Annotated in this window: 25 protein-coding genes; 13 read left to right on the forward strand and 12 right to left on the reverse strand. The window is 59.7% G+C overall.

The window, feature by feature from the left end; translation table 11 throughout:
* Positions 1 to 239 precede the first annotated feature (239 nt).
* The 3 genes from GGD57_RS14450 to GGD57_RS14460 are packed head-to-tail and all read right to left on the reverse strand — an operon-like array spanning position 240 to position 3,426.
* Entirely contained in the window at positions 240 to 1,499 is a 1,260-nt protein-coding gene (locus GGD57_RS14450) for an ABC transporter substrate-binding protein (RefSeq protein ID WP_184470789.1), read from the reverse strand.
* A gap of 35 nt (positions 1,500 to 1,534) precedes the next feature.
* Complete coding sequence (locus GGD57_RS14455) at positions 1,535 to 2,707, reverse strand: PLP-dependent transferase (protein ID WP_184470791.1); 1,173 nt, start codon at positions 2,705 to 2,707, stop codon at positions 1,535 to 1,537.
* Positions 2,704 to 3,426 (reverse strand): FadR/GntR family transcriptional regulator, encoded by a 723-nt coding sequence (locus GGD57_RS14460; protein WP_184470794.1) that lies wholly within the window; start codon positions 3,424 to 3,426, stop codon positions 2,704 to 2,706. The genes GGD57_RS14455 and GGD57_RS14460 overlap by 4 nt, the downstream gene beginning before the upstream one ends.
* A 322-nt stretch (positions 3,427 to 3,748) precedes the next feature.
* Between GGD57_RS14460 and GGD57_RS14465 the strand changes: the two genes are divergently transcribed.
* Positions 3,749 to 4,441, forward strand: coding sequence for a PDZ domain-containing protein (locus GGD57_RS14465; RefSeq protein WP_184470796.1), 693 nt, complete (start codon positions 3,749 to 3,751; stop codon positions 4,439 to 4,441).
* Between the two features lie 118 nt (positions 4,442 to 4,559).
* Here GGD57_RS14465 and GGD57_RS14470 read toward each other — a convergent pair whose 3' ends face one another.
* Positions 4,560 to 4,922 carry a hypothetical protein gene (locus tag GGD57_RS14470; protein ID WP_246713653.1) on the reverse strand — a complete coding sequence of 121 codons (363 nt, stop codon included), beginning with the start codon at positions 4,920 to 4,922 and terminating at the stop codon, positions 4,560 to 4,562.
* A 113-nt stretch (positions 4,923 to 5,035) separates the two neighbouring features.
* Between GGD57_RS14470 and GGD57_RS14475 the strand changes: the two genes are divergently transcribed.
* The 4 genes from GGD57_RS14475 (at position 5,036) to GGD57_RS14485 (ending at position 6,662) form a co-directional block, all read left to right on the forward strand.
* Positions 5,036 to 5,236: a hypothetical protein gene (locus GGD57_RS14475; RefSeq protein WP_184470863.1), complete on the forward strand. Its 201-nt coding sequence runs from the start codon at positions 5,036 to 5,038 to the stop codon at positions 5,234 to 5,236.
* The gene (locus GGD57_RS14480; RefSeq protein WP_184470798.1) at positions 5,233 to 5,433 is read left to right on the forward strand and encodes a hypothetical protein; all 201 of its coding nucleotides are present in this window, start codon (positions 5,233 to 5,235) and stop codon (positions 5,431 to 5,433) included. Before GGD57_RS14475 ends, GGD57_RS14480 begins: the two co-directional genes overlap by 4 nt.
* A gap of 263 nt (positions 5,434 to 5,696) precedes the next feature.
* Positions 5,697 to 5,828, forward strand: a complete 132-nt coding sequence (locus tag GGD57_RS29385) for a hypothetical protein (protein WP_281423747.1) — start codon at positions 5,697 to 5,699, stop codon at positions 5,826 to 5,828.
* A 309-nt stretch (positions 5,829 to 6,137) separates the two neighbouring features.
* The gene (locus GGD57_RS14485) at positions 6,138 to 6,662 is read left to right on the forward strand and encodes a hypothetical protein (RefSeq protein ID WP_184470800.1); all 525 of its coding nucleotides are present in this window, start codon (positions 6,138 to 6,140) and stop codon (positions 6,660 to 6,662) included.
* Here the strand turns inward: GGD57_RS14485 and GGD57_RS14490 are convergent.
* Together GGD57_RS14490 and GGD57_RS14495 are read right to left on the reverse strand one after the other, a co-directional pair.
* Positions 6,659 to 7,354, reverse strand: a complete 696-nt coding sequence (locus GGD57_RS14490; RefSeq protein ID WP_184470802.1) for a hypothetical protein — start codon at positions 7,352 to 7,354, stop codon at positions 6,659 to 6,661. The two genes, GGD57_RS14485 and GGD57_RS14490, sit on opposite strands and share 4 nt — an antisense overlap.
* Before the next feature lie 83 nt (positions 7,355 to 7,437).
* Positions 7,438 to 7,647, reverse strand: coding sequence for a hypothetical protein (locus GGD57_RS14495; RefSeq protein WP_184470804.1), 210 nt, complete (start codon positions 7,645 to 7,647; stop codon positions 7,438 to 7,440).
* Between the two features lie 445 nt (positions 7,648 to 8,092).
* Here GGD57_RS14495 and GGD57_RS14505 point away from each other — a divergent pair, with 445 nt between their 5' ends.
* Positions 8,093 to 9,364, forward strand: a complete 1,272-nt coding sequence (locus GGD57_RS14505; protein WP_184470808.1) for a phospholipase D family protein — start codon at positions 8,093 to 8,095, stop codon at positions 9,362 to 9,364.
* Positions 9,365 to 9,719: 355 nt separating this feature from the next.
* On the opposite strand, the gene GGD57_RS14510 is transcribed toward GGD57_RS14505, so the two are convergent.
* Complete coding sequence (locus GGD57_RS14510; RefSeq protein WP_184470810.1) at positions 9,720 to 10,535, reverse strand: endonuclease/exonuclease/phosphatase family protein; 816 nt, start codon at positions 10,533 to 10,535, stop codon at positions 9,720 to 9,722.
* A 95-nt stretch (positions 10,536 to 10,630) separates the two neighbouring features.
* Complete coding sequence (locus tag GGD57_RS14515; RefSeq protein ID WP_184470859.1) at positions 10,631 to 12,094, reverse strand: phospholipase D-like domain-containing protein; 1,464 nt, start codon at positions 12,092 to 12,094, stop codon at positions 10,631 to 10,633.
* A 155-nt stretch (positions 12,095 to 12,249) separates the two neighbouring features.
* Here GGD57_RS14515 and GGD57_RS14520 point away from each other — a divergent pair, with 155 nt between their 5' ends.
* The 7 genes from GGD57_RS14520 (at position 12,250) to GGD57_RS14550 (ending at position 15,355) form a co-directional block, all read left to right on the forward strand.
* The gene (locus GGD57_RS14520) at positions 12,250 to 12,891 is read left to right on the forward strand and encodes a UdgX family uracil-DNA binding protein (RefSeq protein ID WP_184470812.1); all 642 of its coding nucleotides are present in this window, start codon (positions 12,250 to 12,252) and stop codon (positions 12,889 to 12,891) included.
* A 144-nt stretch (positions 12,892 to 13,035) separates the two neighbouring features.
* Positions 13,036 to 13,290 carry a DUF2934 domain-containing protein gene (locus tag GGD57_RS14525; protein ID WP_184470814.1) on the forward strand — a complete coding sequence of 85 codons (255 nt, stop codon included), beginning with the start codon at positions 13,036 to 13,038 and terminating at the stop codon, positions 13,288 to 13,290.
* 138 nt (positions 13,291 to 13,428) lie between these two features.
* Entirely contained in the window at positions 13,429 to 13,611 is a 183-nt protein-coding gene (locus tag GGD57_RS14530; RefSeq protein ID WP_184470816.1) for a hypothetical protein, read from the forward strand.
* Positions 13,612 to 13,620: 9 nt separating this feature from the next.
* Complete coding sequence (locus tag GGD57_RS14535) at positions 13,621 to 13,794, forward strand: hypothetical protein (protein ID WP_184470818.1); 174 nt, start codon at positions 13,621 to 13,623, stop codon at positions 13,792 to 13,794.
* A 165-nt stretch (positions 13,795 to 13,959) separates the two neighbouring features.
* Positions 13,960 to 14,274, forward strand: coding sequence for a hypothetical protein (locus GGD57_RS14540; protein WP_003564065.1), 315 nt, complete (start codon positions 13,960 to 13,962; stop codon positions 14,272 to 14,274).
* A gap of 58 nt (positions 14,275 to 14,332) precedes the next feature.
* Entirely contained in the window at positions 14,333 to 14,623 is a 291-nt protein-coding gene (locus GGD57_RS14545; RefSeq protein WP_126909147.1) for a DUF3175 domain-containing protein, read from the forward strand.
* 6 nt (positions 14,624 to 14,629) lie between these two features.
* Positions 14,630 to 15,355, forward strand: a complete 726-nt coding sequence (locus tag GGD57_RS14550; RefSeq protein WP_184470820.1) for a glutathione S-transferase — start codon at positions 14,630 to 14,632, stop codon at positions 15,353 to 15,355.
* 4 nt (positions 15,356 to 15,359) lie between these two features.
* Here the strand turns inward: GGD57_RS14550 and ligD are convergent, their stop codons facing one another.
* The 4 genes from ligD to GGD57_RS14570 form a co-directional block, all read right to left on the reverse strand.
* Positions 15,360 to 16,238, reverse strand: a complete 879-nt coding sequence (ligD, locus tag GGD57_RS14555) for a non-homologous end-joining DNA ligase (RefSeq protein WP_184470822.1) — start codon at positions 16,236 to 16,238, stop codon at positions 15,360 to 15,362.
* Complete coding sequence (locus tag GGD57_RS14560) at positions 16,235 to 17,242, reverse strand: DNA topoisomerase IB (RefSeq protein ID WP_184470824.1); 1,008 nt, start codon at positions 17,240 to 17,242, stop codon at positions 16,235 to 16,237. Before GGD57_RS14560 ends, ligD begins: the two co-directional genes overlap by 4 nt.
* A 15-nt stretch (positions 17,243 to 17,257) precedes the next feature.
* Positions 17,258 to 19,414, reverse strand: a complete 2,157-nt coding sequence (glgX, locus tag GGD57_RS14565) for a glycogen debranching protein GlgX (RefSeq protein ID WP_184470826.1) — start codon at positions 19,412 to 19,414, stop codon at positions 17,258 to 17,260.
* Between the two features lie 102 nt (positions 19,415 to 19,516).
* Positions 19,517 to 20,311: an SDR family NAD(P)-dependent oxidoreductase gene (locus GGD57_RS14570; protein ID WP_184470836.1), complete on the reverse strand. Its 795-nt coding sequence runs from the start codon at positions 20,309 to 20,311 to the stop codon at positions 19,517 to 19,519.
* Between the last annotated feature and the right edge of the window lie 253 nt (positions 20,312 to 20,564).

Genomic DNA, 20,564 nt, shown 5'->3' on the forward strand with positions numbered 1-20,564 from the left:
TCCATTGTCTTAGTCAGAGGATTGTTGCCCGGATGATGCTTCTGAAGTGGGAGGTCGGAGCCCCCTCATCCGCCTACCGGCACCTTGCTCCCCGCTGGGGAGAAGGGAATATGCCGCGACGTTTCCGTTCCCTTCTCCCCTCGGGGGTCCGAAGGACGGGTCGAGACCAGTGGCTCGACCCAGGCATAGGTGGCCAGTAGGGTCGGATGAGGGGGCTTCAATCTCAAAGCCCTCTATCTCTACTTCTTCGACAAGAACTTCTGCTGCGCCTTGGTCAGATATTCCGCCCACTGATCAGCAAGATCCTTCGCCGAGATGTCGCCGAGCAGGGCCTGCTGCGAGGTCTTGATCGCCAGCGAATCCTTGAAGAAGGCAAACTCCTCCAGATAGGTCGGCATGACAGTCGGCACCGTATTCGGGTCCGCCAGTTCCTCGAACCAGCCCTTGAACTGGTCACCGGCATAGAAGGGATCCTTCTCGGCCGCCGTATAGGCCGGCAGCGCGCCGATGCGCTTGTTCCACTCGATATTGCCTTCCGGCCCTTCGAGGGTGGCGATCAGCTTCCAGGAGAGATCCTTGTTGCCGCTGGTCGTGAACATCGACCAGCCGCCATAGCCGATGGTCGGGAAGGACTTGCCGTCGGGACCCTTCGGCAGCGGCATGACGCCGAAATCTTCCTTTTTCATGCGTTCGGCAATGGCGATCAGCGCATCCGGATCCTGGTCGAGGAAGGCGCAGGTGCCGGAATAGAAGCCGGCGACGACTTCGTTGAAGCCCCAGTTGACGCTGTCCTTCGGCGCGTAGCCCTTCTTGTAGAGATCGACCATCCATTCGATGCCCTTGGCCCAGCCGGGGCTGTTCATCGTCGAGGTGCCGTCTTCCTTGAAGTACTTGTTGTCGCCTGCCATCGAGGCGGCGAAGATCATCCAGCCGTTGAGGCCGCCCGGTCCGCCGCGCATGCAGTAGCCGTATTTGCCGGGCAGTTTGGAGACTTTTTCGGACGCGGCGGTGAATTCCTCCAGCGTCTTCGGCGGCGCTGCGACACCGGCTTCCGAAAGCAGCTTCTTGTTGTAGAACATTGCCCGGAGATAGAAGCCGTAGGGCAGCATATAGGCGGTGTTCTTGACGTCGCGGCCGAGTTCGAGTGCCCGCGGCGTCAGCTCCTTGGTATGCTCCCACTTTGCAAGGTAGGGCTCGAGGCTCTCGAGCATGCCGTTATTGGCATAGAGCGACAGCCAGGTATCGGGCATTTCCATCACATCGGGCACATCGCCGGCCGAGACCATGGTCGCGAATTTCTGGAAGGCTTCGTTCCAGGGCAGCGAGATGATGTCGACCTTGGTGCCGGGATTGGCGGCCTCGAACTTGCCGACGATCGATTTCAGCGTTTCGGTGCGCTCCGGGCTGGTGATGACTTCGACAAGCTTGAGCGTCGTGTCGGCAAAGGCCGTACCCGCCATCATCGAAGCAAAGAGCGTTGAGATTATTAGTTTTTTCATGGCTCAGTTCCCCCTTGTTAGGTTTCTCTCAGGTTTCAGGATTGTGAGGCGGCGGCGAGCGCTTCCTCGATGTCCCTCCACAAAGCCTCGGTTCCTTCGAGGCCGACATGGAGGCGTACGGACCGCGCATGGATGCCGAAGGTTTGCGCGGAATTCGGCTGTGCTTTCTGCTGAAGCACCACCTCGCCCGGTACGATCAGGCTTTCATGTCCACCCCAGCTCACTCCCAGTTTGAAGAGCTTGAGGTGATCGGCGAAAGTGCGGATATCGACGCCTTCGCGGAAGATGAACGAAAACAGGCCCGAGGTGCCGTTGAGCCCGGCGGGCAGACGATTGGCAAGCCCCGGATGGCAGACCGTCTCCACCACATCGAGCTTCTGCAGGCGCCTGGCGATTTCAAGCGCCGATGCCTCATGGGCTTTCATGCGCAGCGGCAGCGTGCGCAGGCCGCGGATCAGAAGCCAGGCGTCGAACGGCGACAGCTTGCCGCCGAGATAAGGATAGGCCTCGGCCTTGACGCGCGCAATCATCGCCGTCGAGCCGGCAACGATCCCCGCCACCACATCGCTGTGGCCGCCGAGATATTTCGAGGCCGAATGGATAACGAGATCGACGCCGAGCGTCAGCGGCCGCTGGAAGAACGGGCTTGCCCAGCTGTTGTCGATCATCGAGATGACGCCGTGCTGTCTGGCGAGGGCTGCGAGCGCGCCGACATCATGCGCTTCCATCACCCAGCTCGTCGGGCTTTCCAGGTAGAGGAGCTTGGCGCCGGGCAGCGCGCGCGCGACCGCCTCCTCGTCGCGCCCGTCGACATAGATCACCTCGATCTTCATCCGCTTCAGGATGGTGCCGAACAGGCGGAAAGCATCGGGATAGACATGGCGGACGGCGACGATGCGGTCGCCCGGCTCGACGAAACTCAGCACTGCTGACGAAATCGCCGCCATGCCGCTCGCAAAACCCAGCGCATCCTCCGCACCTTCCAGCTTGGCCAGCATTTCCTCGAAGGCGCGCACCGTCGGGTTCAGCCCGCGCGTATAGGTCGGCCGCACCTTCTCGCCGCGATAGACGGTGATCATCTCGTCGTAATCGGAAAAGGTGAAAAGCGAGGTCTGGAAGATCGGCGGCACGACGGCGTCGGCGAAGTTGCCGTCGTCGTGGGCGGTGATGAGGGAAGCAAGATCGAACGGGTCGGCGCCGTTGCTCATTTGGACATTTCCTTGATGTCTTCCTCGACGATATCGAGAATTTTCAATGTTTCCGCCCGCGCCGCCTCGGCATCCCGAGCAGCGATCGCGTTGAAAAGCGTGCGGTGAAAGGGAAAGGACCGGCGGGCGAAATCCTGCCGGTCGAACGGATGCTCCCAGAAGCGCTCGAAGGTCTCGCGCATCTGCTCGAGCAGCTGGCGAAACAGCGGATTGTGGGTGGCGTCGTAGACGGCGAGATGGAAGGCGAGATCTTCCGGCCCGGATGTGCCCTGCTCCAGGTGCACCCGCTCCATCTCGTTGAGCTTCTCCTCGATGACGACGAGGTCTTTTGCCGTGCGCCGCCGGGCCGCGACCATGCCCGCCTCGCATTCGATGCCGCGGCGAACCTCCAGCGTCTGCAGCAGCGCATCGCGCAGATGCACCGCGTCGAAGGACAGCGGCATATGGATCGTCGCCCGGGACACCGGCTTCAACAGATAGGTGCCGCTGCCCTTGCGCGTCTCGATGACGCCGAGCGCCTGAAAATGCCGGATCGCTTCGCGAATGGTCGAACGGCCGACGGCAAGGGCCGCCATCAGCTCTCGCTCGGCCGGCAGCCGATCGCCCGCCTGCAAGCGTGCCTCCTCGACATAATCCGCCAGCGCATCGGTCACCTGACGCGCGCGGTCCATGACCGGAAGCGGCCGGATCACCGGCCTGTCGCTACGATTTGCCTTCATGGTTCCCCATTTTCTTATCAGGCAGTCAGGCGTTGAAATTGGTCTGACATCTTAGCATTTCCCAAATATGGGAAGGCGTCAAGCGGTGTTTTGCGACGTGAGACGATGCCCAGTCGGTATCACCCCGGCCGGAGTCGGGGACTGTTGATCTATAACTGAATCGCGTCTTCGGCCGCTTCTATGATCATAAATCGTCCGATCCAGTTTATCGAAGCTGCATGCGCGGGAAGATCATGTTACGCCCGTCCAACAAATTAGCGATATATTAAAAATAGACTGCTATTCCTCGCACTCTATGCAGCACGCACCGGATGGAGAAAAAGTGAAGACTTCATATAACGCACTACGCGCATTACTTATCATTGCCAATATTACATCACCATTGACCGGATATTCCGCCGCCTATGCCGCCGCGCCGCCGACGCACGGGCTTCCTTCGCCTCAGATTTCCAAGGCGCTCGATGCACTGCTGCTGCCCGTCAACAAGGCTGTTATAAAGAAGTTCAAGCTTGCCAAGGGCGAGCACGGCGTATTGGTGCTCTCGGTCAAGAAGGGCGGCGTCGCCGACAAGCAGGGAATCAAGCCCGGCGATGTGCTGTCGGAGGTTCACGGGCACAAGGTTCACAAACCTGTCGACGTCGACGTCGCCGTCAGCCGCGATCTGAAGGCGGGCAAATCCGATATCGCCATGGCCGTGCTTCGGGATGGTGCGCCGGTGACTGTCGCCGCCGTCATTACGCTCGAGGAGTATAACGAGGCGATCTCGGTCACGGAAGTTTCGACCTGGGAGAGCGACACGTCGGAGGCGTCTTTCTCCTATTCCGAATACGTGTCCGAGGAAACGCAGACAATCGAGACCTCCTATGAAAGCGAAGAGACGACCGTCGAAGAAGCGATGACGCAGGAAGAATCTTCCAGCGACGAGGAGACGAGCGACGACAGTTCCGAGGATGACGGCGACGACGATGCCGGTGACGATGACGGCGGCGATGACTCGGACGGCGATTCCGAATAGCGATAGCCTACCGGAGATCTGCGGCGGGTGACCCGCCTGCCGCATCGCATCGGCCACCACGTTGTGGCCGATGCGACGATCGACCGCGACATCGTCCGGCCGTCGGTGGATCGCGGTCTCACCCCCGTCCTTGCTTTCGAGCTTCCACTGAAAAGTAGCTGGAAGGATCTTCATTGGTGGCGGGAGACTGTCTCAATACCGAATTGCTTCGATCCGGGACCTGATCCAACGAACGAACAGCGAGGCAGCCGGCGTCAGCCGCTCGAAGCTGCGCGCGACCGCAGGACCGCCTGCTCACCAGACCGCTGTCGGCATACAAAGGTCCCCGCACTGTTTCTGCCATGGCGAAACCGGCCGCCTCGAACCAGCGCGACCATACATCCCGGTTTTCCTCCTGCAACAGCGTATGGCGCAGCATGTCCTCCGAGCGAGCGATCGCCGCCCCTGCTTTGAGCAGCGCCGGTGTTGCAACCGGGATCATCTCACATCGGCGCGATATATGCTCTCGGTCCTTGCAAAGCTGAAGCGATTGCCCTGCCTGTCAACACTTCGACTTAGCAGCCAGGTCCCCGAATCCTTGTCGTCGAGAATGAAGTGGACGCCCAGACCGGTTTTGCCTTCACTGCCAGCAGCTTTGGCGGCGATCCTGTCGCTGCCATAGCGTCGAATCCTACGATTCTTAGGATTTACTTCGAGCCCCTGCGACAGGAAGATCTCATCGTTCGGCGTCTGTCCGCGCACACTCAACCGATCATTGTCCGCAAGGGCATCGACCTTTCCCCGGAGATGCCATGACCTCGACCGTATCAGCCCTGAAGCTACTTATCGGGCACCAAGCACGCAAAGAATTGGTGTCCCGTCCTCGCGTGCCGACGTCGACGATCCGGATCGAAAGCCATGATCAGGAGCAGGAGCTGGTCGTTGGAGGCGGGTCGGATGTCAGCTATGCGGCGGTCCAAACGAGCGTCGACTACAAGCCGCCGAGCACATAGTTTCGAATCACCACTTCTCCGCCGTCAAGACAATTCGGGTGATTCATCTGCAGAATCGCAAAGTCAAGCCCTTTGAAGAGCAATGTTTACTGTTTGTTTCCAGACGTTTGTCGGCACCCCCGCCGATAGCATGGTCGCAACCACTTGAAATAGCTTATGATTTTTTTTGGCCTGTGAATAGCGGCGCATCACTACTTTCGTGCTTGCACCAAATCGCCGCTCCTGCATACAGTACAGGGGTCCAGTAAGGAAAGGAGAACATCATGTTCTACAAAACCTGGCTGGCAATAGCGTTCGCAACGGTGGCTTCCTATTACATTGGCCACAGTTATGCACTTATAAAAGAAGCCGTCTCAGCATACCACCGAGACGGCTCTGGTAACGCAGAGAAGTAAGTCCGAACGCTTAAGCCCGGGAGGGACTGGTCTAGACCACCGGTCCCTCTTGGCCCCCTCTGTAAGGACAGCTTTCAACAAATCACTTGTCAAGTCAAACTTTACGAGACTCCGAGTAGGTTTTTTCCTACTCCGACTCAAGGATTAGAACCTAAATCCCCTTCTCCCTGTGGATTGAGTCATATTCGAAAAAGAATTCCAGACCTCGTAGGATTCCTCCACAGTCGAATCCTACAATTCCAGCGTCAACAATTAAGAATTGAAAGGACTCACCTCCATGCTAGGTTGCCTTCGATCCGGAGGACCCGCATGTTTAAAGCCATCAGCAAGCTATTTTCGAGGACGCCATCGACACCTTCAGCACCCTCGACGTCCCCTGAGGAACAGGCGGCATTTGAAAAAGGTCGAGAGATTTCGAGAGCACAGACTGCTGAGATCGAGCACTTCATTGGCTGGCGGTACGAACAAATTCGCACCGGCTACCTGAGCGTCATTCAGACGCAGTTCGACAGCGCCCGCCAGCAAGAGGAATACTCACCACTTCTTGTGGCGAGGGTGGAATATTCCTTATATCTCGACCACGTCAAGGAAGCTCAGGATAATCTGAAGGCGGAGGTCTATCAGCACTTCCACGAATGGGCTGACCTGAACCGGGAACTAGCTGTAGAGGATATCATCGAAAAATGGCTCGATACCGTTCTATCGAACAAGTTTGCCGATCTGAGTATCGCCGGTCTAAAGGTGATGACCGACAACGCCGATATCCTGAAGACCGCTGATGACAACTGGCGACGCAAATTTCCCGAACTCGCCACAGCTCAGCCGCTCGACTAAACCCGATCTGTCGACGATCTGCTCTGCAGACTCAGCAGTTGCTTGAACATCACCGTCGCGGGGCCAGCCTCGTGAAATTGGAAGACGTACATCTCGTCACGCTGGATGCCCCATAGCGTCCGCAGAAGTTCACGGGTCAGCGCAGCTTCACGGCGATCCATGTCGACGTCTTTGCCATTGCTCAATTGCCAGGTGAGCGCGCGCAGCTTTTGATAGATTACATCGAACTCATAGAGAAACGGGAACCTGAAGGTTAGACCGATGTGGATACCCTGTGGTCCATATCGCTCCGAAGCATCCCGACTGATGACCAGCGTCCCATTGCGAAGCCTACCATAATACAGCTTGTAGTGTCGGCCGGTAATGTCAGGCAGGTTATATCCTGACCAGTGATCAGCGATCCTGGCATCGCTTTCGATCACGCGCCATAGTCCTCCACCATATGACAATCGGTCGTTCAGCAAACGACCAGCGGAGGCAGTACGCTCAAAGGCTTTTCGGTCCTCTTCCGTAACGTGCCTGCTATCCATCGACTCCAGGCTAGCTGCCTGCTTATGAACCTCCGGGTGATCGGCCGGATCGGAAAAGGCTTCATCAAAATCTTCAGATAGGCGGATCGCTTCGCGATGTTCCTCAATCTCGTCACGCAGCGTTTGTCGAGCTGATTTGGTCTTCTTCTTCCCCCAGAACATCTTCCCCTCCACCCCTCGAATCTTGCACCGCCGCGTGCGCTGATACCGTCAGCATATACAACGTTGACGAGTTCTTTGCATGGCTATCGATGAAAACTTCCTTCTGCGCGAAATACTGAAATTAAAACACGGCCATCGCCCAGATCGGCGGCAAGATCGATGGCTTTCTTCAAGGTCAGAACGGCCAACAGGTGGAGATCAAGGGTATTAAGGACCGACTTGACGAAGCTGAGACCGATATCGGTGAGATCAAGACGAACTGGAACACTGTCCCAACCGGTTGCTCGGTGCATCAGCGATCTGTTCTGCCGTTGTGGGGGTATTCTTGACATTTGGGTGGCCGATCCTCCAGAAAAATTCAGGTTTTGAACGTTTGCAAATGCTGGGCTTGTCAACAAGCAGCATTTAACCCATTGCAATCGCATCATTTTATTGTTGCGGCCGACAGGGTCCCGGGTTCCCATTGGTCTACGACCGTCAAAAGGCGGCGTTAAACAAAGGGAATAAAATGGAAAAGAAAATCGGACGGCCGAAGTCCTTTAACTCATCGGCAGACGCAGCTCTCATCGCTCAACTGAGAAATCAGGGTCTAAAGCCTAGAGAAATTCGCGAGCAGACGGGTTTCACTAAGTGGCAATACCAGACAGCAGCTGCAATGTTGACATTCGGCACAAAGCAAGAAAGCTCCAAATCGCTCATGCAATCTAAGGTGTCTCCGATTCCACCAGGACGACCAAAATGACCGAATTTCTCGACGAAGCCGCAACACTGAGATCCGCGAGGGAAATGCTAGTAAGCAGTGACGAGGCCACGCTAGTGGTAGCGTTCTGGGGAGCCGGAGCGATTAAAAGCCTAGGCCTCCAAAAACCCTGGAAGTCGCTCCGGATCGTTTGCAATCTCGACTCAGGCGCATGTAATCCGTATGAGGTCGAAGAGTTAATGTCGCTAAAGAATGCCGAGGTTCGCACGGACTGGCGGCTGCATGGCAAAGTCTACCTCACACCGGAAACGTTAATTATGGGGTCTTCGAATGCCTCCAGCAACGGTTTGGTGGTCGAAGGGGCAGCCATCTCCGGCTGGGCCGAAGCGAATATCAGAAGCGGAGATCCCGAACTCATTAAGCAGCTCTCCGATTGGTGTAACACGCGTTTTTCGCAGGCCGTCGGGATCGATCCCGAAAAGCTCGATCTTGCCCGGGTAGCTTGGAATTCGCGCAAGTCTTTCGCGCCGGTGAAAGGCGGCCTCACCTCAAATCTTGTGGACCTCGTTAGACGTCAGCCGGACCACCCGGCCTTTGACAAGCTAAAGGTTGTCCAGTGGGCGAGACTGACCTCTGCTCATGCCGCGAAAATCTTCGACGAAGCGGTTCAAGCAGATGGAAGCCTGAAAGGCACGGATATTTACGAGGGCTGGGGTGCGAACATGGAGGTCGGCGACTGGCTCATCGACTTCGATGTTAGCAAGAGGATTCCTGAATTCACGGCATATTGGCGTGTCGTGCATTGGGACGAGGAAAACGACGTTACGTTCGTCCACAAAGCGGATTCTATCGATCTCCCAACGCTCGGCAAAGTTAGCGTGGCTGAAGGCGATCTTCCACGCCTGGCGGAAGCAATGGCCCGCTCGCGAGTTACCGAGCGGGGTCCGAAAGAGAAAATTGCGGGGATTTCTGACGTCGTCCAAGCAATGGAAAACGCTGCTAGGCCGTTTAACGGCAAGGCCTTCGATCGGGCGATGTTTGCGATTTACGACCAAGCCGCGGCGCTCGGCTACAAACCGACAGAATTCAGATCGATGGTGGAACGTCTTGGCGGTGTTGGCGCGGCTCGACAATTGTTAGGCAAGCGTAGCGTCTCGGAAGGCTTCACCCGGCTCTGGGAGTTGAAGAGGCTCGACCTGACGGTCGAGGCTCTGGTACTCAAATCCCAATGGCGGCATCTTTTTACTTCTGAGGAATTGAAACGCGCAAGAACAAGGCTGGAGGATATGAAGTACTTATTCCCAAAATAACCCTTCGTGCCTACACGGGATTAGCGACGAAAATTCGGCTCTGATTGCGCCAATCTCGTGCAAGCTTTTTTTTTCATAACCAAACAGCGAGTTGTGGGCGATTTCTAAGCCGCGTTATCGAATCCGCGCCTCGTTGCCTGCCCTCTGCTTTGTCCGTACACCAGAAGACGCTGACAAGTGTGCCGCCAAACCGAAGGAACTCGTGTGGGTTAAGGAAGCGGGACATGTCAATCTCTACGACCGTGTCGACCTGATCCCGTTCGACAAGCTTAAGAGCTCTTCGATCCGCATCCGACGGCGTGACCGAATAATGAGACTGGCATCGGACTGTCGGACGTTGCCCGATGCGATCCTATTACCCCCCCGCCGGCTCCAGATCGACCAGCGCCTTGATCGGTAGATGATCCGAGGCGATGCGCGCCAGCGGCGTGTCGTGCGCCTCCACTTCCGAGATGATGCCCTTGCGGTTGGCGATGATGCGGTCGAGGGCGAGAAGCGGCAGGCCGGCCGGGAAGCTCGGGACGGCGGGCGGCAGTTCGCCGAAGGCGGATTGGAAGGTGTTGAGCGAGGAGCGGTCGCCGAGCCGCCATTCGTTGAGATCGCCGAGCAGGATGGTCGGCATTTCCTGTCTGTCATTGATGAGTTCGACCAGCATGCGGGCCTGCTGGGCTCTGTTGTGGCGCAGCAGGCCGAAATGCGCGGCGATGATCCGCAGCACCCCGCCCTGTTCAAGTTCGATTTCGGCGACCAGCGCCCCGCGCGGCTCCAGCCCCGGCAGCTTGACCTGATGCACATCATGCACCAGACCCTTCTTGAACAGCACGACATTGCCGTGCCAGCCATGCGCCTTGGCCATGCCGGCGACCGGCACGGGGATCAGTCCCGTCTCCCGTTCCAGCCGGCCGAGGTCGAGAAGGCCGGTGCGCTCGCCGAAGCGCGTATCGGCCTCCTGCAGCGCGATCACATCGGCGCCGATTTCATGGATCACCCGGCTGGTGCGCTCCGGATCGAAGCGGCGGTCGGTGCCGACGCATTTGTGCACGTTATAGGAGGCGATCAGCGTGCCGGCACTGCGCGGCCTTGCCTCCGTATAGGCAGGGTCGAGCCGCTTTTTCCTGCTCCTGATCGAGGCGAGAATGCTGGCGGGAAGATTGTGTTTTCTGGCCTGCATCGAAAGGCGCGCTTGTTCCGTTGATCAAAAAAGGTTTCCTCCGGCAGTATAGGCGGCCAAGCCGAACTTGCCACATCGGAGCGCAAATAATCCCTTCAGAGATAGGGTGACCCAAGCCATAACACCTTCTCCAGCAGCCGCACCGGGAAGGGTCGTGCCTGCAAGCCCTCCAGCGTCACCGGCGTCGCCGATTTCAGGGTTTCCTCGATATGCTCGTCGATCTCGCCGGCAAAGCCCTCGTTCAGCACTTCGAGATCGACCTCGAAGTTCAGACGCAGCGAGCGCGGGTCGAGATTGGAAGAGCCGACATAGGCCCAGGTGCCGTCGATCGTCAAAAGCTTCGAATGGCTGAAGCTGCCGGTCGAGCGCCAGATGCGGCAGTAATTCTTGAGGATCTGGTCAAATTGCGCCGTCATCGCCCGGTCGACCAGCACGAGATTGTTCACCGCCGGCACGACGATATCGACCTCGACGCCGCGCCGCGCCGCCGTCACCAGGGCGCCGATCAGCTCGCGGTCCGGCAGGAAATAGGGCGACATGATGCGGATCGACTGGCGCGCCACGGAAAAGGCGCCCGTCAGCATCTTGTGGTTTGTCTCAAGGCTACGGTCCGGCCCCGAGGCGACGACCCGCATCAGGATCGGATCGCCGGGGCTGCGCTGCGTCGGTTCGATGCGCCAGACCTCGCCGTTCAACAGTTCCTGCGTGGAGAAGCGCCAGTCTTCGGCGGCAAGATCGAAGAGGTCGGCGACGACGGGGCCGGTGACGCTGAAATGCGTATCGTGCGCAAAGCTCTCGCCCGTCGCCTCCTCGCTGAAACCCGCTCTTATGTTCATCCCGCCCGTCAGCGCGATCTTGCCGTCGACGATCAGGATCTTGCGGTGGGTGCGCAGATTGGCATAGGGCAACCGCAAGCCCATGATGACATTGCCGTTGAAGACGGCGACGGTAACGCCGCCGTCCCGGAGATGGCCGAGAATGCTCGGCACCGAATAACGCGCGCCGACCGCGTCGATCAGCACCCGCACCTCGACACCGCGCCGGACAGCCGCAATCAGCGCATCGGCGATGCGAAGACCGATGACGTCGCGGTCGAAAATATAGGTTTCGAGCAGGATGCTGCGTGCCGCCTCGTCGATCGCCGATTTCATCGCCGCATAGGCCTCGTCGCCAGTCTCCAGCACATCGATCGAATTGCCCGAGGTCAGTGGATTGCGGGTCACCCGGTCGCCGAGCGTCTGCAGCGCCGCAAAGCGGCGGCCATACTGGCTGATGACGGTCTCGGCCTCGGCATCGAATGTCTCCAGCTCGTCGATTTCGGCCGCCGGCAGCAGCGCGTCGCGGCGAATGCTCAGCGATTTCCGGCGAATGCGGTTGATGCCGGCAATCGCATAAAGCACCGCGCCGATGATCGGAGACAGGATGATGACGCCGACCCAGCCGATCGCCGCGCGCACCTCCTCCTTGGTCATGGCGGCATGGATCGCCGCCGCGGCCCCCATGGCGATCGAAACGACAAAGAGGATATGCGGCCAGTAGGTAGACAGGAGATAGAACATCGCTGGCAAATATAGCCGGGAAATGGCGGCGTTCAATCGCGCCGGCTCTCTCTCATGACGCGAATTTTTCGCCGTGGTCATTTTGCCGGCTCGCTCCGCTACGGGAACAATCCCGGCACAGAACGATTGGTCCTAAGGACATGAGGACCGCCATCATGAATATCGCCGCAAATATCGGCCCGGCCCTGGCGCTCGACAGCGCGGATGCGACAAGCATTGCCAGGCTCCGGCATCAGGCCGAAGGCTGCACCCGCTGCGATCTCTACAGGAATGCCACGCAGATCGTCTTCGGCGAGGGGTCTGGGAAGGCCGAGATCGTCCTTGTCGGCGAGCAGCCGGGCGACCAGGAAGATCTGACGGGCAGGCCCTTTGTCGGCCCGGCCGGCCGGCTGCTCGAGCAGTGCCTCGAAGAGGCCGGTCTCGAGCGCGAGCGCTGCTACGTCACCAATGCCGTCAAGCACTTCAAGTTCACGCCGCGCGGCAAACGGCGGCTGCATGCAAAACCCAATGCCGGCGAGATTCGGCGTTGCGCCTGGTGGCTCGGCGCCGAACTCGACATCATCAAGCCGAAACTCGTCATCACCCTCGGCGCAAGCGCGCTTTATGCGCTGTTCGGGCCGAAGGTAAAGCTGACACCGGAGCGCGGCCATATCCTGCATCCGGCAAACCGTCCGCCTGTCCTGGTCACCATCCACCCCTCCTATCTCCTGCGCATTCGCGACGGGGCCGAGCAGCGAAGATTGCGCCGGGATTTCGTGTCAGATCTGCACAAGGCGGCGGAGTTTCAGCTCCGATGATTGCCGATTCTAAACCCTGGTATGCTGCAATGCGAAAATATTTACGGTTGCAGGGCGATTTCTCTTGAAACAGTCCCCCTCCTCTGGAACCATCCAGGGCAGTATCGCGTTCGAACGACGGCATCATGTGACTGGAGATCAGCGATGACAGAAACTCGGGACGAGTGGATCAAAAAACGTGCCTACGCCCTCTGGGAAGAAGAGGGCTATCCGACAGGGCGAGAATCCATCCATTGGGAACAGGCGCGACACGAGCGCGAGGCGCTCGACGGCTCTGCTGCTTCTTCCCAAGGCAAGGAAATCAAGCCCAGGGCGAAGCGCAGCGTCGCCGGCAGCAAGACGAACGGCGTCGTCACTCCAGCGCCGAAACGGACTGCGAGCCGCAAGACGGCGTCCTGAATACCGCAATACCGAGCAGATCGATTGAATAAAGGGCGTCGTCTCGGCGCCCTTTGATGCTGTTTGTCATATGCCTGAATTAGTTGTGCTTTACGGAATTTCAGAGGTGGGCTTCCACGGGGGGTGAACAGAGGCCGGATGACGCAGCAAGCTTTGGAGCTTCCCAAAAAATTTGAGCCCTCGCCCGATAACCGGGAACAACGCCATGCACTGGCTGTTTGTGGCGAAACCGGGGAAGTTGCCATGAACGACGGCCATACCGATATCCTCTCCGCCCCGCTCGCCGCAGCCGGTGGCAGCACGTCGACCGCGATCGTGTGAGGGATGGAGATGTCGCTCCTCGTCATCGCCGCACTGCTCTATCTTGGTCTCGCGCTCGGCTTCATTCTTGTCGTCGACAATCTCGTCGGACTGGTTTTCCGCGATCCCCGTCAGCCGGTGCAGCCACCCTCCTTCGACATCGGCCGCGCTTTTACTGCATCGCAAAAGCTCCATCGAAAATAACAGCCCCGGTGACGCCGCAGACGGCTTCACGTCGATCACCCGTTTCCATCGGAAGCCGGTGCTGCCGGCATTGTTCCCGAATCCCGCCTTTGCCGACTGATGCGTTCGCCGGAACTTTTGCGGGCGCTGACGGTTCGACCCCTTTGCAAGCCAGAGGAGGCGACGATGCCGAGAGGTGACAAGTCCGACTATACCGACAAGCAGAAACGCAAGGCCGAACACATCGAAGAGGGCTACGAAGATCGCGGCGTCTCCGAGAAGGAAGCCGAACGGCGCGCCTGGGCGACCGTCAACAAGGAAAGTGGCGGCGGCAACAAATCCGGTTCCGGCCGCGGCAAGAAGGATACGCATGAATCCTCCGAAAAGGGTGGCCGCGCCGGCGGCGCAGCATCCGCCGCACGCTCGAAAGCCGAACGCTCCGCCTCGGCGAAGAAGGCAGCGGCGACGCGCAAACGCAACGAACACCACAGCCACCACTAACCAGTAAGCCGAGGCCGGTGGTCTGCCGCCGCCGGCATCCGGCAAAGGGATATCAGTCATGGCCAAATCGAAGAAGAAATGGTCGCAGGACGTCACCGAACACAGCGACGCGATGGACCTGAAGAAAGGTGCGTTCAAATCGGACGATCCGAAGAAGATTGCCCGCTCCGTCAAGCACTCCGCCGAGGAAAGCGATCGACGCAAGTCGAGCCCCTTCCGCGCGGCCATGTCGATGCTGACCTTCTACATCAACCGCGCCGGCGACCAGCTGACGAAAAAGCGGCGCGGCACCCTTGAAAAAGCCAAGGACGAACTGCGAAAAGACTTCGGTCGTCAACCGAAGGGTTAAGCGGATATGCCATACGAGCTTTATTATTGGGACGGCATCCAGGGTCGTGGCGAGTTCGTGCGGTTGGCGCTGGAGGAAGCCGGCGCCGACTATATCGACATCACCCGTGAACCCGGGCGCGGCACCGGCGCCATGTTCAAGATCATGGAAAGCGAAAGCGAACCGCACATTCCCTTCGCCCCGCCCTTCCTCAAGGATGGCGACCTCATCATCCCGCATGTCGCCAACATCCTGTTTTATCTCGGCCCGAAGCTCGGCCTTGCACCTGATAATGAAGGCCTTCGCCATGTCGCCAACGGCCTGCAGCTGACCATCACCGATTTCGTCGCCGAGGTGCACGACACCCATCACCCGATCGATGTGGCGCTCTATTACGAAGACCAGAAACAGGAAGCCAAAGCCCGCTCGGCTGCCTTCATCCGCGAACGCATTCCGAAATTCCTCGGCTATTTCGAGCGTATGCTGCGGCAGAACCCGAACGGCCCCGACCACATGGTCGGCAACGCGCTCACCTATGTCGATCTGTCGATCTTCCAGGTGATGGAGGGCCTGAGCTACGCCTTTCCGAAAGCCACGGCCAGCCGCAAGGCGGAATACCCCGCTCTGCTCGCATTGCGCGACAAGGTGGCGGAGCGCCCGAACATCGCCCACTATCTCGCCTCCCCTCGCCGTCTTGCCTTCAACGAGGAAGGAATTTTCCGGCATTATCCCGAACTCGACGCTGAGGGCTGACCGTTTATTCCAGCGGCACGGCCGCATCGAAGAAATCGCCCCATGGGTCCTTCGGCCGGGTCTGCAGTCGCTGCGGCACATTGGCGAGCGTGAAAGCGGCCGGACCGGTCACCTCGTTCAACTCCTGCCAACCGAGCGGCATCGAAACCGGAGCACCCGGTCGCGCCCGCGTCGAATAGGCCGCGACCGCGGTATTGCCGCGGCCGTTGCGGAGATAGTCGATATAGATGTGTCCTCCGCGTTTGGCCTTCGTCGCGGTTGAGAGATATTTGTCCGGCGCCTCCGCCGACATGCTCTCGGCAAGCGAATGGGCGAAATCCTTCACCTTGGTCCAGCCGGCCTTCGGCGCAAGCGGCGTCACCACATGCAGCCCCTTGCCGCCCGACGTCTTGACGAAGGCGGCAAACCCGCGTGCTTCCAGCCGTGCCTTCACGTCAAATGCGGCCGCGATCACGGCATCCCAGGCCACGTCTTCGCCGGGATCGAGATCCATGGTGATCATGTCGGGTCTTTCCCAATGATCGATCGTCGTGCCCCAGGGATGGATCTCGAGCACGGCCGATTGCACCAGCGCCGCGATGCCGTTGAAATCCACGATATCAAGCAGCTTTTCGCCTTCGGCATCCTGCGGGTCTGCGACCTCCTCGATATGGGGATTCATGCCCTTCCACGCGTGTTTCTGGAAAAACCGCTGATGGCCTGTTATTCCGTCCGGCAGGCGCAGCAGCGCCAAAGGCCGGTTGACGACATAGGGCGCCATGAAGCGCCAGACCGCGGCGTAATAATCCGCGAGCGCCTGTTTGGTTACGCCCTCGTCCGGCCAATAGAGCCGGTCGGGATGGCTCAACGATACGTCTGATTTCGGCAGATTACCCGGGCTCATTCCTCGATCTCGCGTGTCAGGAAATCAAGTAGCCTGTTTTCCTCGGCCCGCAAGCCCCGCAGCGGTTCGGTGCCGCTGTCGATCAGCGGATGATCGTTGCCGGCGAGCGCGATGATCGCCGGGTGGATATAGCTGGAGCGCGAGATCGCCGGCGTGTTGTGCAAGGCCTCGGCCGCCGCCTCCGACATTTCCTTCACCGTCGGCCGGCCGCCGCTCACAATCGACTCGCGCGCCGCGCCGAATGCCGCGAGCGATCCCGCCCATGTGCGGAACGTCTTCGCCGAAATGGGAACGTCCGATATCTCGGCGAGATAGGCGTTCAGCCGGCCGGAATCGATCGGTTTCAGCACTCCGCTTTCATCCTTCCAGACGAAGAGCTGGCGGCCGGGCAGGTCGGCAATTTCCTCCAGGATCTTCTGCAGCCTCGGATGTTTGAGACTGCGCTGGACGCGCTTGCCGCCCTTGGCGCGGAATTTCAGCTCGATCTGTCCGTCGACGATCTTCAGGTGCCGCTTGAGCAGCGTCGTTGCGCCATAGGTGCCGTTCTCCCGGACATAGGCCTGGTTTCCGATGCGCAAATGCGCCTCGTCGAGCAGCGTCGTCAGAGCTGCCAACACGCCATTGACATCCTCCGCGCCGGTATCGAGATGGCGCAGCACGGTGCGGCGTATCTTCGGCAATGCCCGGCCGAATTCGATCAATTGGTGGAATTTTCCGGCGCTGCGGAAGGATTGCCAGTCCTTGTGGTAGCGGTATTGCTTGCGCCCGCGCGCATCATAGCCCGTCGCCTGCAGGTGGCCGTTTTCATAGAGGCAGATCCAGACATTCTCATAGGCCGGCGGCAGGCCGAGCGCGCCGATGCGCGCCCGCTGCAATTCATCGGCCAGCGTCGTGCCGTCCGGCATCACATAGCTGAAGCCCTTGCCCTTCCTTCGCCTGCGGATGCCCGGTTCGGTATCGCTGACATAGACAAGACCAAGTTCGGTGATGGCTTCGGCATTCATGCTCTGATCGACCTGCTATTTGCTGCGGCGGCCGAACTGGTACCAGCGGCGGCGCTGGGCCTTGGTCGCGCCCTCCGGCGGCTGGGTCTGCCCTGTCGGCGCAAAGACGGCCGCGCTCTGGGTATAGACGATGACGGGATTGTCCTGCTCATAAACCTCGAAGGCGCCGGTCTCCGCCCCTGTGTCGAGAACCCGCGACCATTGCGTCAGCCCGTTCACCTCTGGCAGGTGGACTTCGCAATCGCCGCCGGCGTTGAAGACGAGGAAGAGATCGTCCATCTTTTCGGTATCCGGCGCCTGCGCGCTTTTCGAGATGTAGACGCCGAGCACCTGCAATCCGTCGTCGTTCCAGGCACCGTCATCCATGAAGCTGCCGTCGGGCTTGTACCAGGCGATCTCGATACGCCCGTCCTCGCTGGTCTCGCCGGTCAGGAACCGCTCCTGTCTGAGGACAGGATGCGCCTTGCGGAAGGCAACGGCCTGCCGGCAGAAATCGAGGAAGGGATCGTCAAGCCCATCCCAATTCGTCCAGCCGATTTCATTGTCCTGGCAATAGGCATTGTTGTTGCCGCCCTGGCTGTTACCGAGCTCGTCGCCGGCCAGGATCATGGGCACGCCCTGGGAGAGCATCAGCGTCGCCATCATGTTGCGCCGGCGCCGGGCGCGGGCCGCATTGATACCGGCATCGTCCGTGGCGCCCTCGACGCCCATATTGTCGGAATGATTGTCCGAATGGCCGTCCCGGTTGTCCTCGCCGTTCGCCTCGTTGTGCTTGCCGTCGAAAGAAACCGTATCCGTCAGCGTGAAACCGTCATGGGCCGACAGAAGATTGATCGAGGATGTCGCGCCCCGGTCCGAATGGTTGAACTGCGGCGCCGAGCCGGTGACGCGGGCGGCCACCTCCGACACCATGCCGCCGTCGCCCTTCCAGAAACGGCGCACATCGTCGCGGAACTTGTCGTTCCATTCGCGGAAGGGGTACGGGAAACCGCCGACCTGATAGCCGCCCTCGCCGATATCCCAGGGTTCGGCGATCAGCTTGACCCCGGCGAGGATCGGATCCTGGCGGATCGCCCCGAAGAACAGGCCCTGACGGTCGAACTCCAGATCCTGCCGCCCGAGCGTGCTGGCGAGATCGAAGCGGAAGCCGTCGATGTGCATGACGCCGACCCAGTAGCGGAGGCTGTCGAGCACCATGCGCATCACCATCGGGTTTGCGACATTCAGCGTATTGCCGGTGCCCGTCGTATCGAAGGTGTGGCGGGGATCGTCGGGCGAGAGGATGTAATAGCTCGCATTGTCGAGCCCGCGGAAGGAGAGCGTCGGCCCTTTCTCGCTGCCCTCGGCCGTGTGGTTATAGACCACGTCCATGAAGACCTCGATGCCGGCGGCATGGAACTTCCGCACCATGGTCTTGATCTCGGTGATCTTGTCGCTCGACATGTAGCGCGATTGCGGCGCGAAGAAACCGAGCGTCTGGTAGCCCCAGTAATTCGTCAGGTTCTTTTCCAGAAGATAGCGGTCATCGAGGAAATATTGGATCGGCAGAAGCTCGATCGCCGAGATGCCGAGCTTGACGAGATGATCGATGATCGGATCGGAGCACATGCCGAGAAAGGTGCCGCGCAGCCGGTCTGGCACCTTCGGATGCGTCATCGTCAAGCCACGCACATGCGCCTCATAGATGACGGTGTCGGGCCAGGGGCGGCGGATCGCCTCTTCACCCGCCCAGTCGAAGTCCGGGTCCTGCACGACCCCCTTGACCGTGAAAGGCGCGCTGTCGCGATCGTCGAAGGAAAGGTCGTCCTCGCCGATCCGATAACCGAACAGCGCGTCGTCCCATTGCAGCGCCCCCGTCACCTGTTTGGCATAGGGATCGAGCAGAAGCTTGTTTGCGTTGAAGCGGTGGCCGGCGGTGGGGTCGTAAGGCCCATGGGCGCGATAACCGTAAACGGTGCCCGGTCCGACGCCGGCGATATAGCCCGACCAGATGTCGCCCTCGCGTTTCGGCAGCGGCAGCCTGGCGATTTCGTCTTTTCCGTCAGGTGAGAAGAGGCAGAGCTCTATCTGTTCCGCATGGGCCGAGAAGACAGCGAAATGCGTTCCGGAACCCGTATACTCCGCCCCCAGCTCCGGCTTGAGGAAGTCGAGTTCCGAAAATGAAAAGCTCATGATGCCCCGCTTGGTGATATGGCCAAGCGGGAAACGTTACGGCGGTTCGAAAGTTCCGTCCTCGACGGGAAAAGCCAACGATGCGGCTCGCCGGGGCAACCGCTACGGCATCAGCTGGCCGCCATTGACCTCGATGATCTGGCCGGTGATGTAACCCGACAAGGTCGGCGAGGCGAGGAAGAGATAGGCGCCGACGCAATCCTCGGAGGTGCCGACGAAGCCCATCGGGATCGACTTGCGCTGCAGTTCCATCTGCTCGTCATTGGTATAACGCTCGTGGAAGGGCGTGGCGATGACACCGGGCGCCACCGCATTGACGCGGATCCTGTCGGCGACGAATTCCTTGGCATGGCCGCGGGTGATCGTCGAGACGAAACCTTTGGACGCCGCATAGAGGATCGCGCCGTTGCCGCCGCCATTGCGGGCGGCGATCGAGGTGGTGTTGATAATGAAACCGCCCTGCTTCTTCAGCCAGGGATGGGCTGCGCGCGTTGCCGCCAGCACCGAGCGGGCATTGAGATCCATGACTGCGGCATAATGCGCATCGGTATATTCCGAGGTCGGCTTGCGCCCCAGCATGCCGCCGGCATTGTTGATCAGGCCGTCGAGATGACCGAAGGTCTTCGCCGTCTCCTCGACGACCCGCTCCGTCTCCCCTTCCCTTGAGACGTCGCCCTGGATCAGATGCACGGTACCGCCGGCCGTCCGAATTTCCTCGGCCAGCGCCTCCGCCGGCTCGCGGCTGGCATTGTAATGCACGCCAACCTTGGCCCCTTGCGCTGCAAAGGCGCGGGCCAGCGCCGCCCCGATCCCTGTCGAGGCGCCGGTGATCAGCACCGCCTTGCCTGAGAGATCCGGCAGTTTGATGGATGCAAGCAATTGCGCAAGTTCTGCCATGGCTAAGAAGCCTCCCGAAAACCAAGGACATAGGTGATGAAACAGACAGGGGAAGTCTATCAGCCGAAATCGGCGAAGGGCAATGCACGAAAGCGGGAGATTTGTGTCCTGGGGGATGTCGTGGCTGGCCGGTTCGGGCCCACCAAAGACCCCTCTCCAACCCCTCCCCACAAGGGCAGGGGAATCGCATATAAGTATTGCGTCTGCTGAGCTGATGGATTCAGTAGCGGCTTTCTCTGATTTGGGGAGAGCC

The organism is Rhizobium esperanzae (assembly GCF_014197615.1).
Taxonomy (GTDB): Bacteria; Pseudomonadota; Alphaproteobacteria; order Rhizobiales; family Rhizobiaceae; genus Rhizobium; species Rhizobium esperanzae_A.

What these genes read in the sequence shown, in the direction of transcription:
- GGD57_RS14450 (WP_184470789.1), bottom strand. Translation starts at nt 1,499, where the DNA reads ATGAAAAAACTAATAATCTCAACGCTCTTTGCTTCGATGATGGCGGGT.
- GGD57_RS14455 (WP_184470791.1), bottom strand. Translation starts at nt 2,707, where the DNA reads ATGAGCAACGGCGCCGACCCGTTCGATCTTGCTTCCCTCATCACCGCC.
- GGD57_RS14460 (WP_184470794.1), bottom strand. Translation starts at nt 3,426, where the DNA reads ATGAAGGCAAATCGTAGCGACAGGCCGGTGATCCGGCCGCTTCCGGTC.
- GGD57_RS14470 (WP_246713653.1), bottom strand. Translation starts at nt 4,922, where the DNA reads ATGATCCCGGTTGCAACACCGGCGCTGCTCAAAGCAGGGGCGGCGATC.
- GGD57_RS14480 (WP_184470798.1), top strand. Translation starts at nt 5,233, where the DNA reads ATGACCTCGACCGTATCAGCCCTGAAGCTACTTATCGGGCACCAAGCA.
- GGD57_RS29385 (WP_281423747.1), top strand. Translation starts at nt 5,697, where the DNA reads ATGTTCTACAAAACCTGGCTGGCAATAGCGTTCGCAACGGTGGCTTCC.
- GGD57_RS14485 (WP_184470800.1), top strand. Translation starts at nt 6,138, where the DNA reads ATGTTTAAAGCCATCAGCAAGCTATTTTCGAGGACGCCATCGACACCT.
- GGD57_RS14490 (WP_184470802.1), bottom strand. Translation starts at nt 7,354, where the DNA reads ATGTTCTGGGGGAAGAAGAAGACCAAATCAGCTCGACAAACGCTGCGT.
- GGD57_RS14495 (WP_184470804.1), bottom strand. Translation starts at nt 7,647, where the DNA reads ATGCACCGAGCAACCGGTTGGGACAGTGTTCCAGTTCGTCTTGATCTC.
- GGD57_RS14505 (WP_184470808.1), top strand. Translation starts at nt 8,093, where the DNA reads ATGACCGAATTTCTCGACGAAGCCGCAACACTGAGATCCGCGAGGGAA.
- GGD57_RS14510 (WP_184470810.1), bottom strand. Translation starts at nt 10,535, where the DNA reads ATGCAGGCCAGAAAACACAATCTTCCCGCCAGCATTCTCGCCTCGATC.
- GGD57_RS14515 (WP_184470859.1), bottom strand. Translation starts at nt 12,094, where the DNA reads ATGTTCTATCTCCTGTCTACCTACTGGCCGCATATCCTCTTTGTCGTT.
- GGD57_RS14520 (WP_184470812.1), top strand. Translation starts at nt 12,250, where the DNA reads ATGAATATCGCCGCAAATATCGGCCCGGCCCTGGCGCTCGACAGCGCG.
- GGD57_RS14525 (WP_184470814.1), top strand. Translation starts at nt 13,036, where the DNA reads ATGACAGAAACTCGGGACGAGTGGATCAAAAAACGTGCCTACGCCCTC.
- GGD57_RS14530 (WP_184470816.1), top strand. Translation starts at nt 13,429, where the DNA reads ATGACGCAGCAAGCTTTGGAGCTTCCCAAAAAATTTGAGCCCTCGCCC.
- GGD57_RS14535 (WP_184470818.1), top strand. Translation starts at nt 13,621, where the DNA reads ATGTCGCTCCTCGTCATCGCCGCACTGCTCTATCTTGGTCTCGCGCTC.
- GGD57_RS14540 (WP_003564065.1), top strand. Translation starts at nt 13,960, where the DNA reads ATGCCGAGAGGTGACAAGTCCGACTATACCGACAAGCAGAAACGCAAG.
- GGD57_RS14545 (WP_126909147.1), top strand. Translation starts at nt 14,333, where the DNA reads ATGGCCAAATCGAAGAAGAAATGGTCGCAGGACGTCACCGAACACAGC.
- GGD57_RS14550 (WP_184470820.1), top strand. Translation starts at nt 14,630, where the DNA reads ATGCCATACGAGCTTTATTATTGGGACGGCATCCAGGGTCGTGGCGAG.
- ligD (WP_184470822.1), bottom strand. Translation starts at nt 16,238, where the DNA reads ATGAGCCCGGGTAATCTGCCGAAATCAGACGTATCGTTGAGCCATCCC.
- GGD57_RS14560 (WP_184470824.1), bottom strand. Translation starts at nt 17,242, where the DNA reads ATGAATGCCGAAGCCATCACCGAACTTGGTCTTGTCTATGTCAGCGAT.
- glgX (WP_184470826.1), bottom strand. Translation starts at nt 19,414, where the DNA reads ATGAGCTTTTCATTTTCGGAACTCGACTTCCTCAAGCCGGAGCTGGGG.
- GGD57_RS14570 (WP_184470836.1), bottom strand. Translation starts at nt 20,311, where the DNA reads ATGGCAGAACTTGCGCAATTGCTTGCATCCATCAAACTGCCGGATCTC.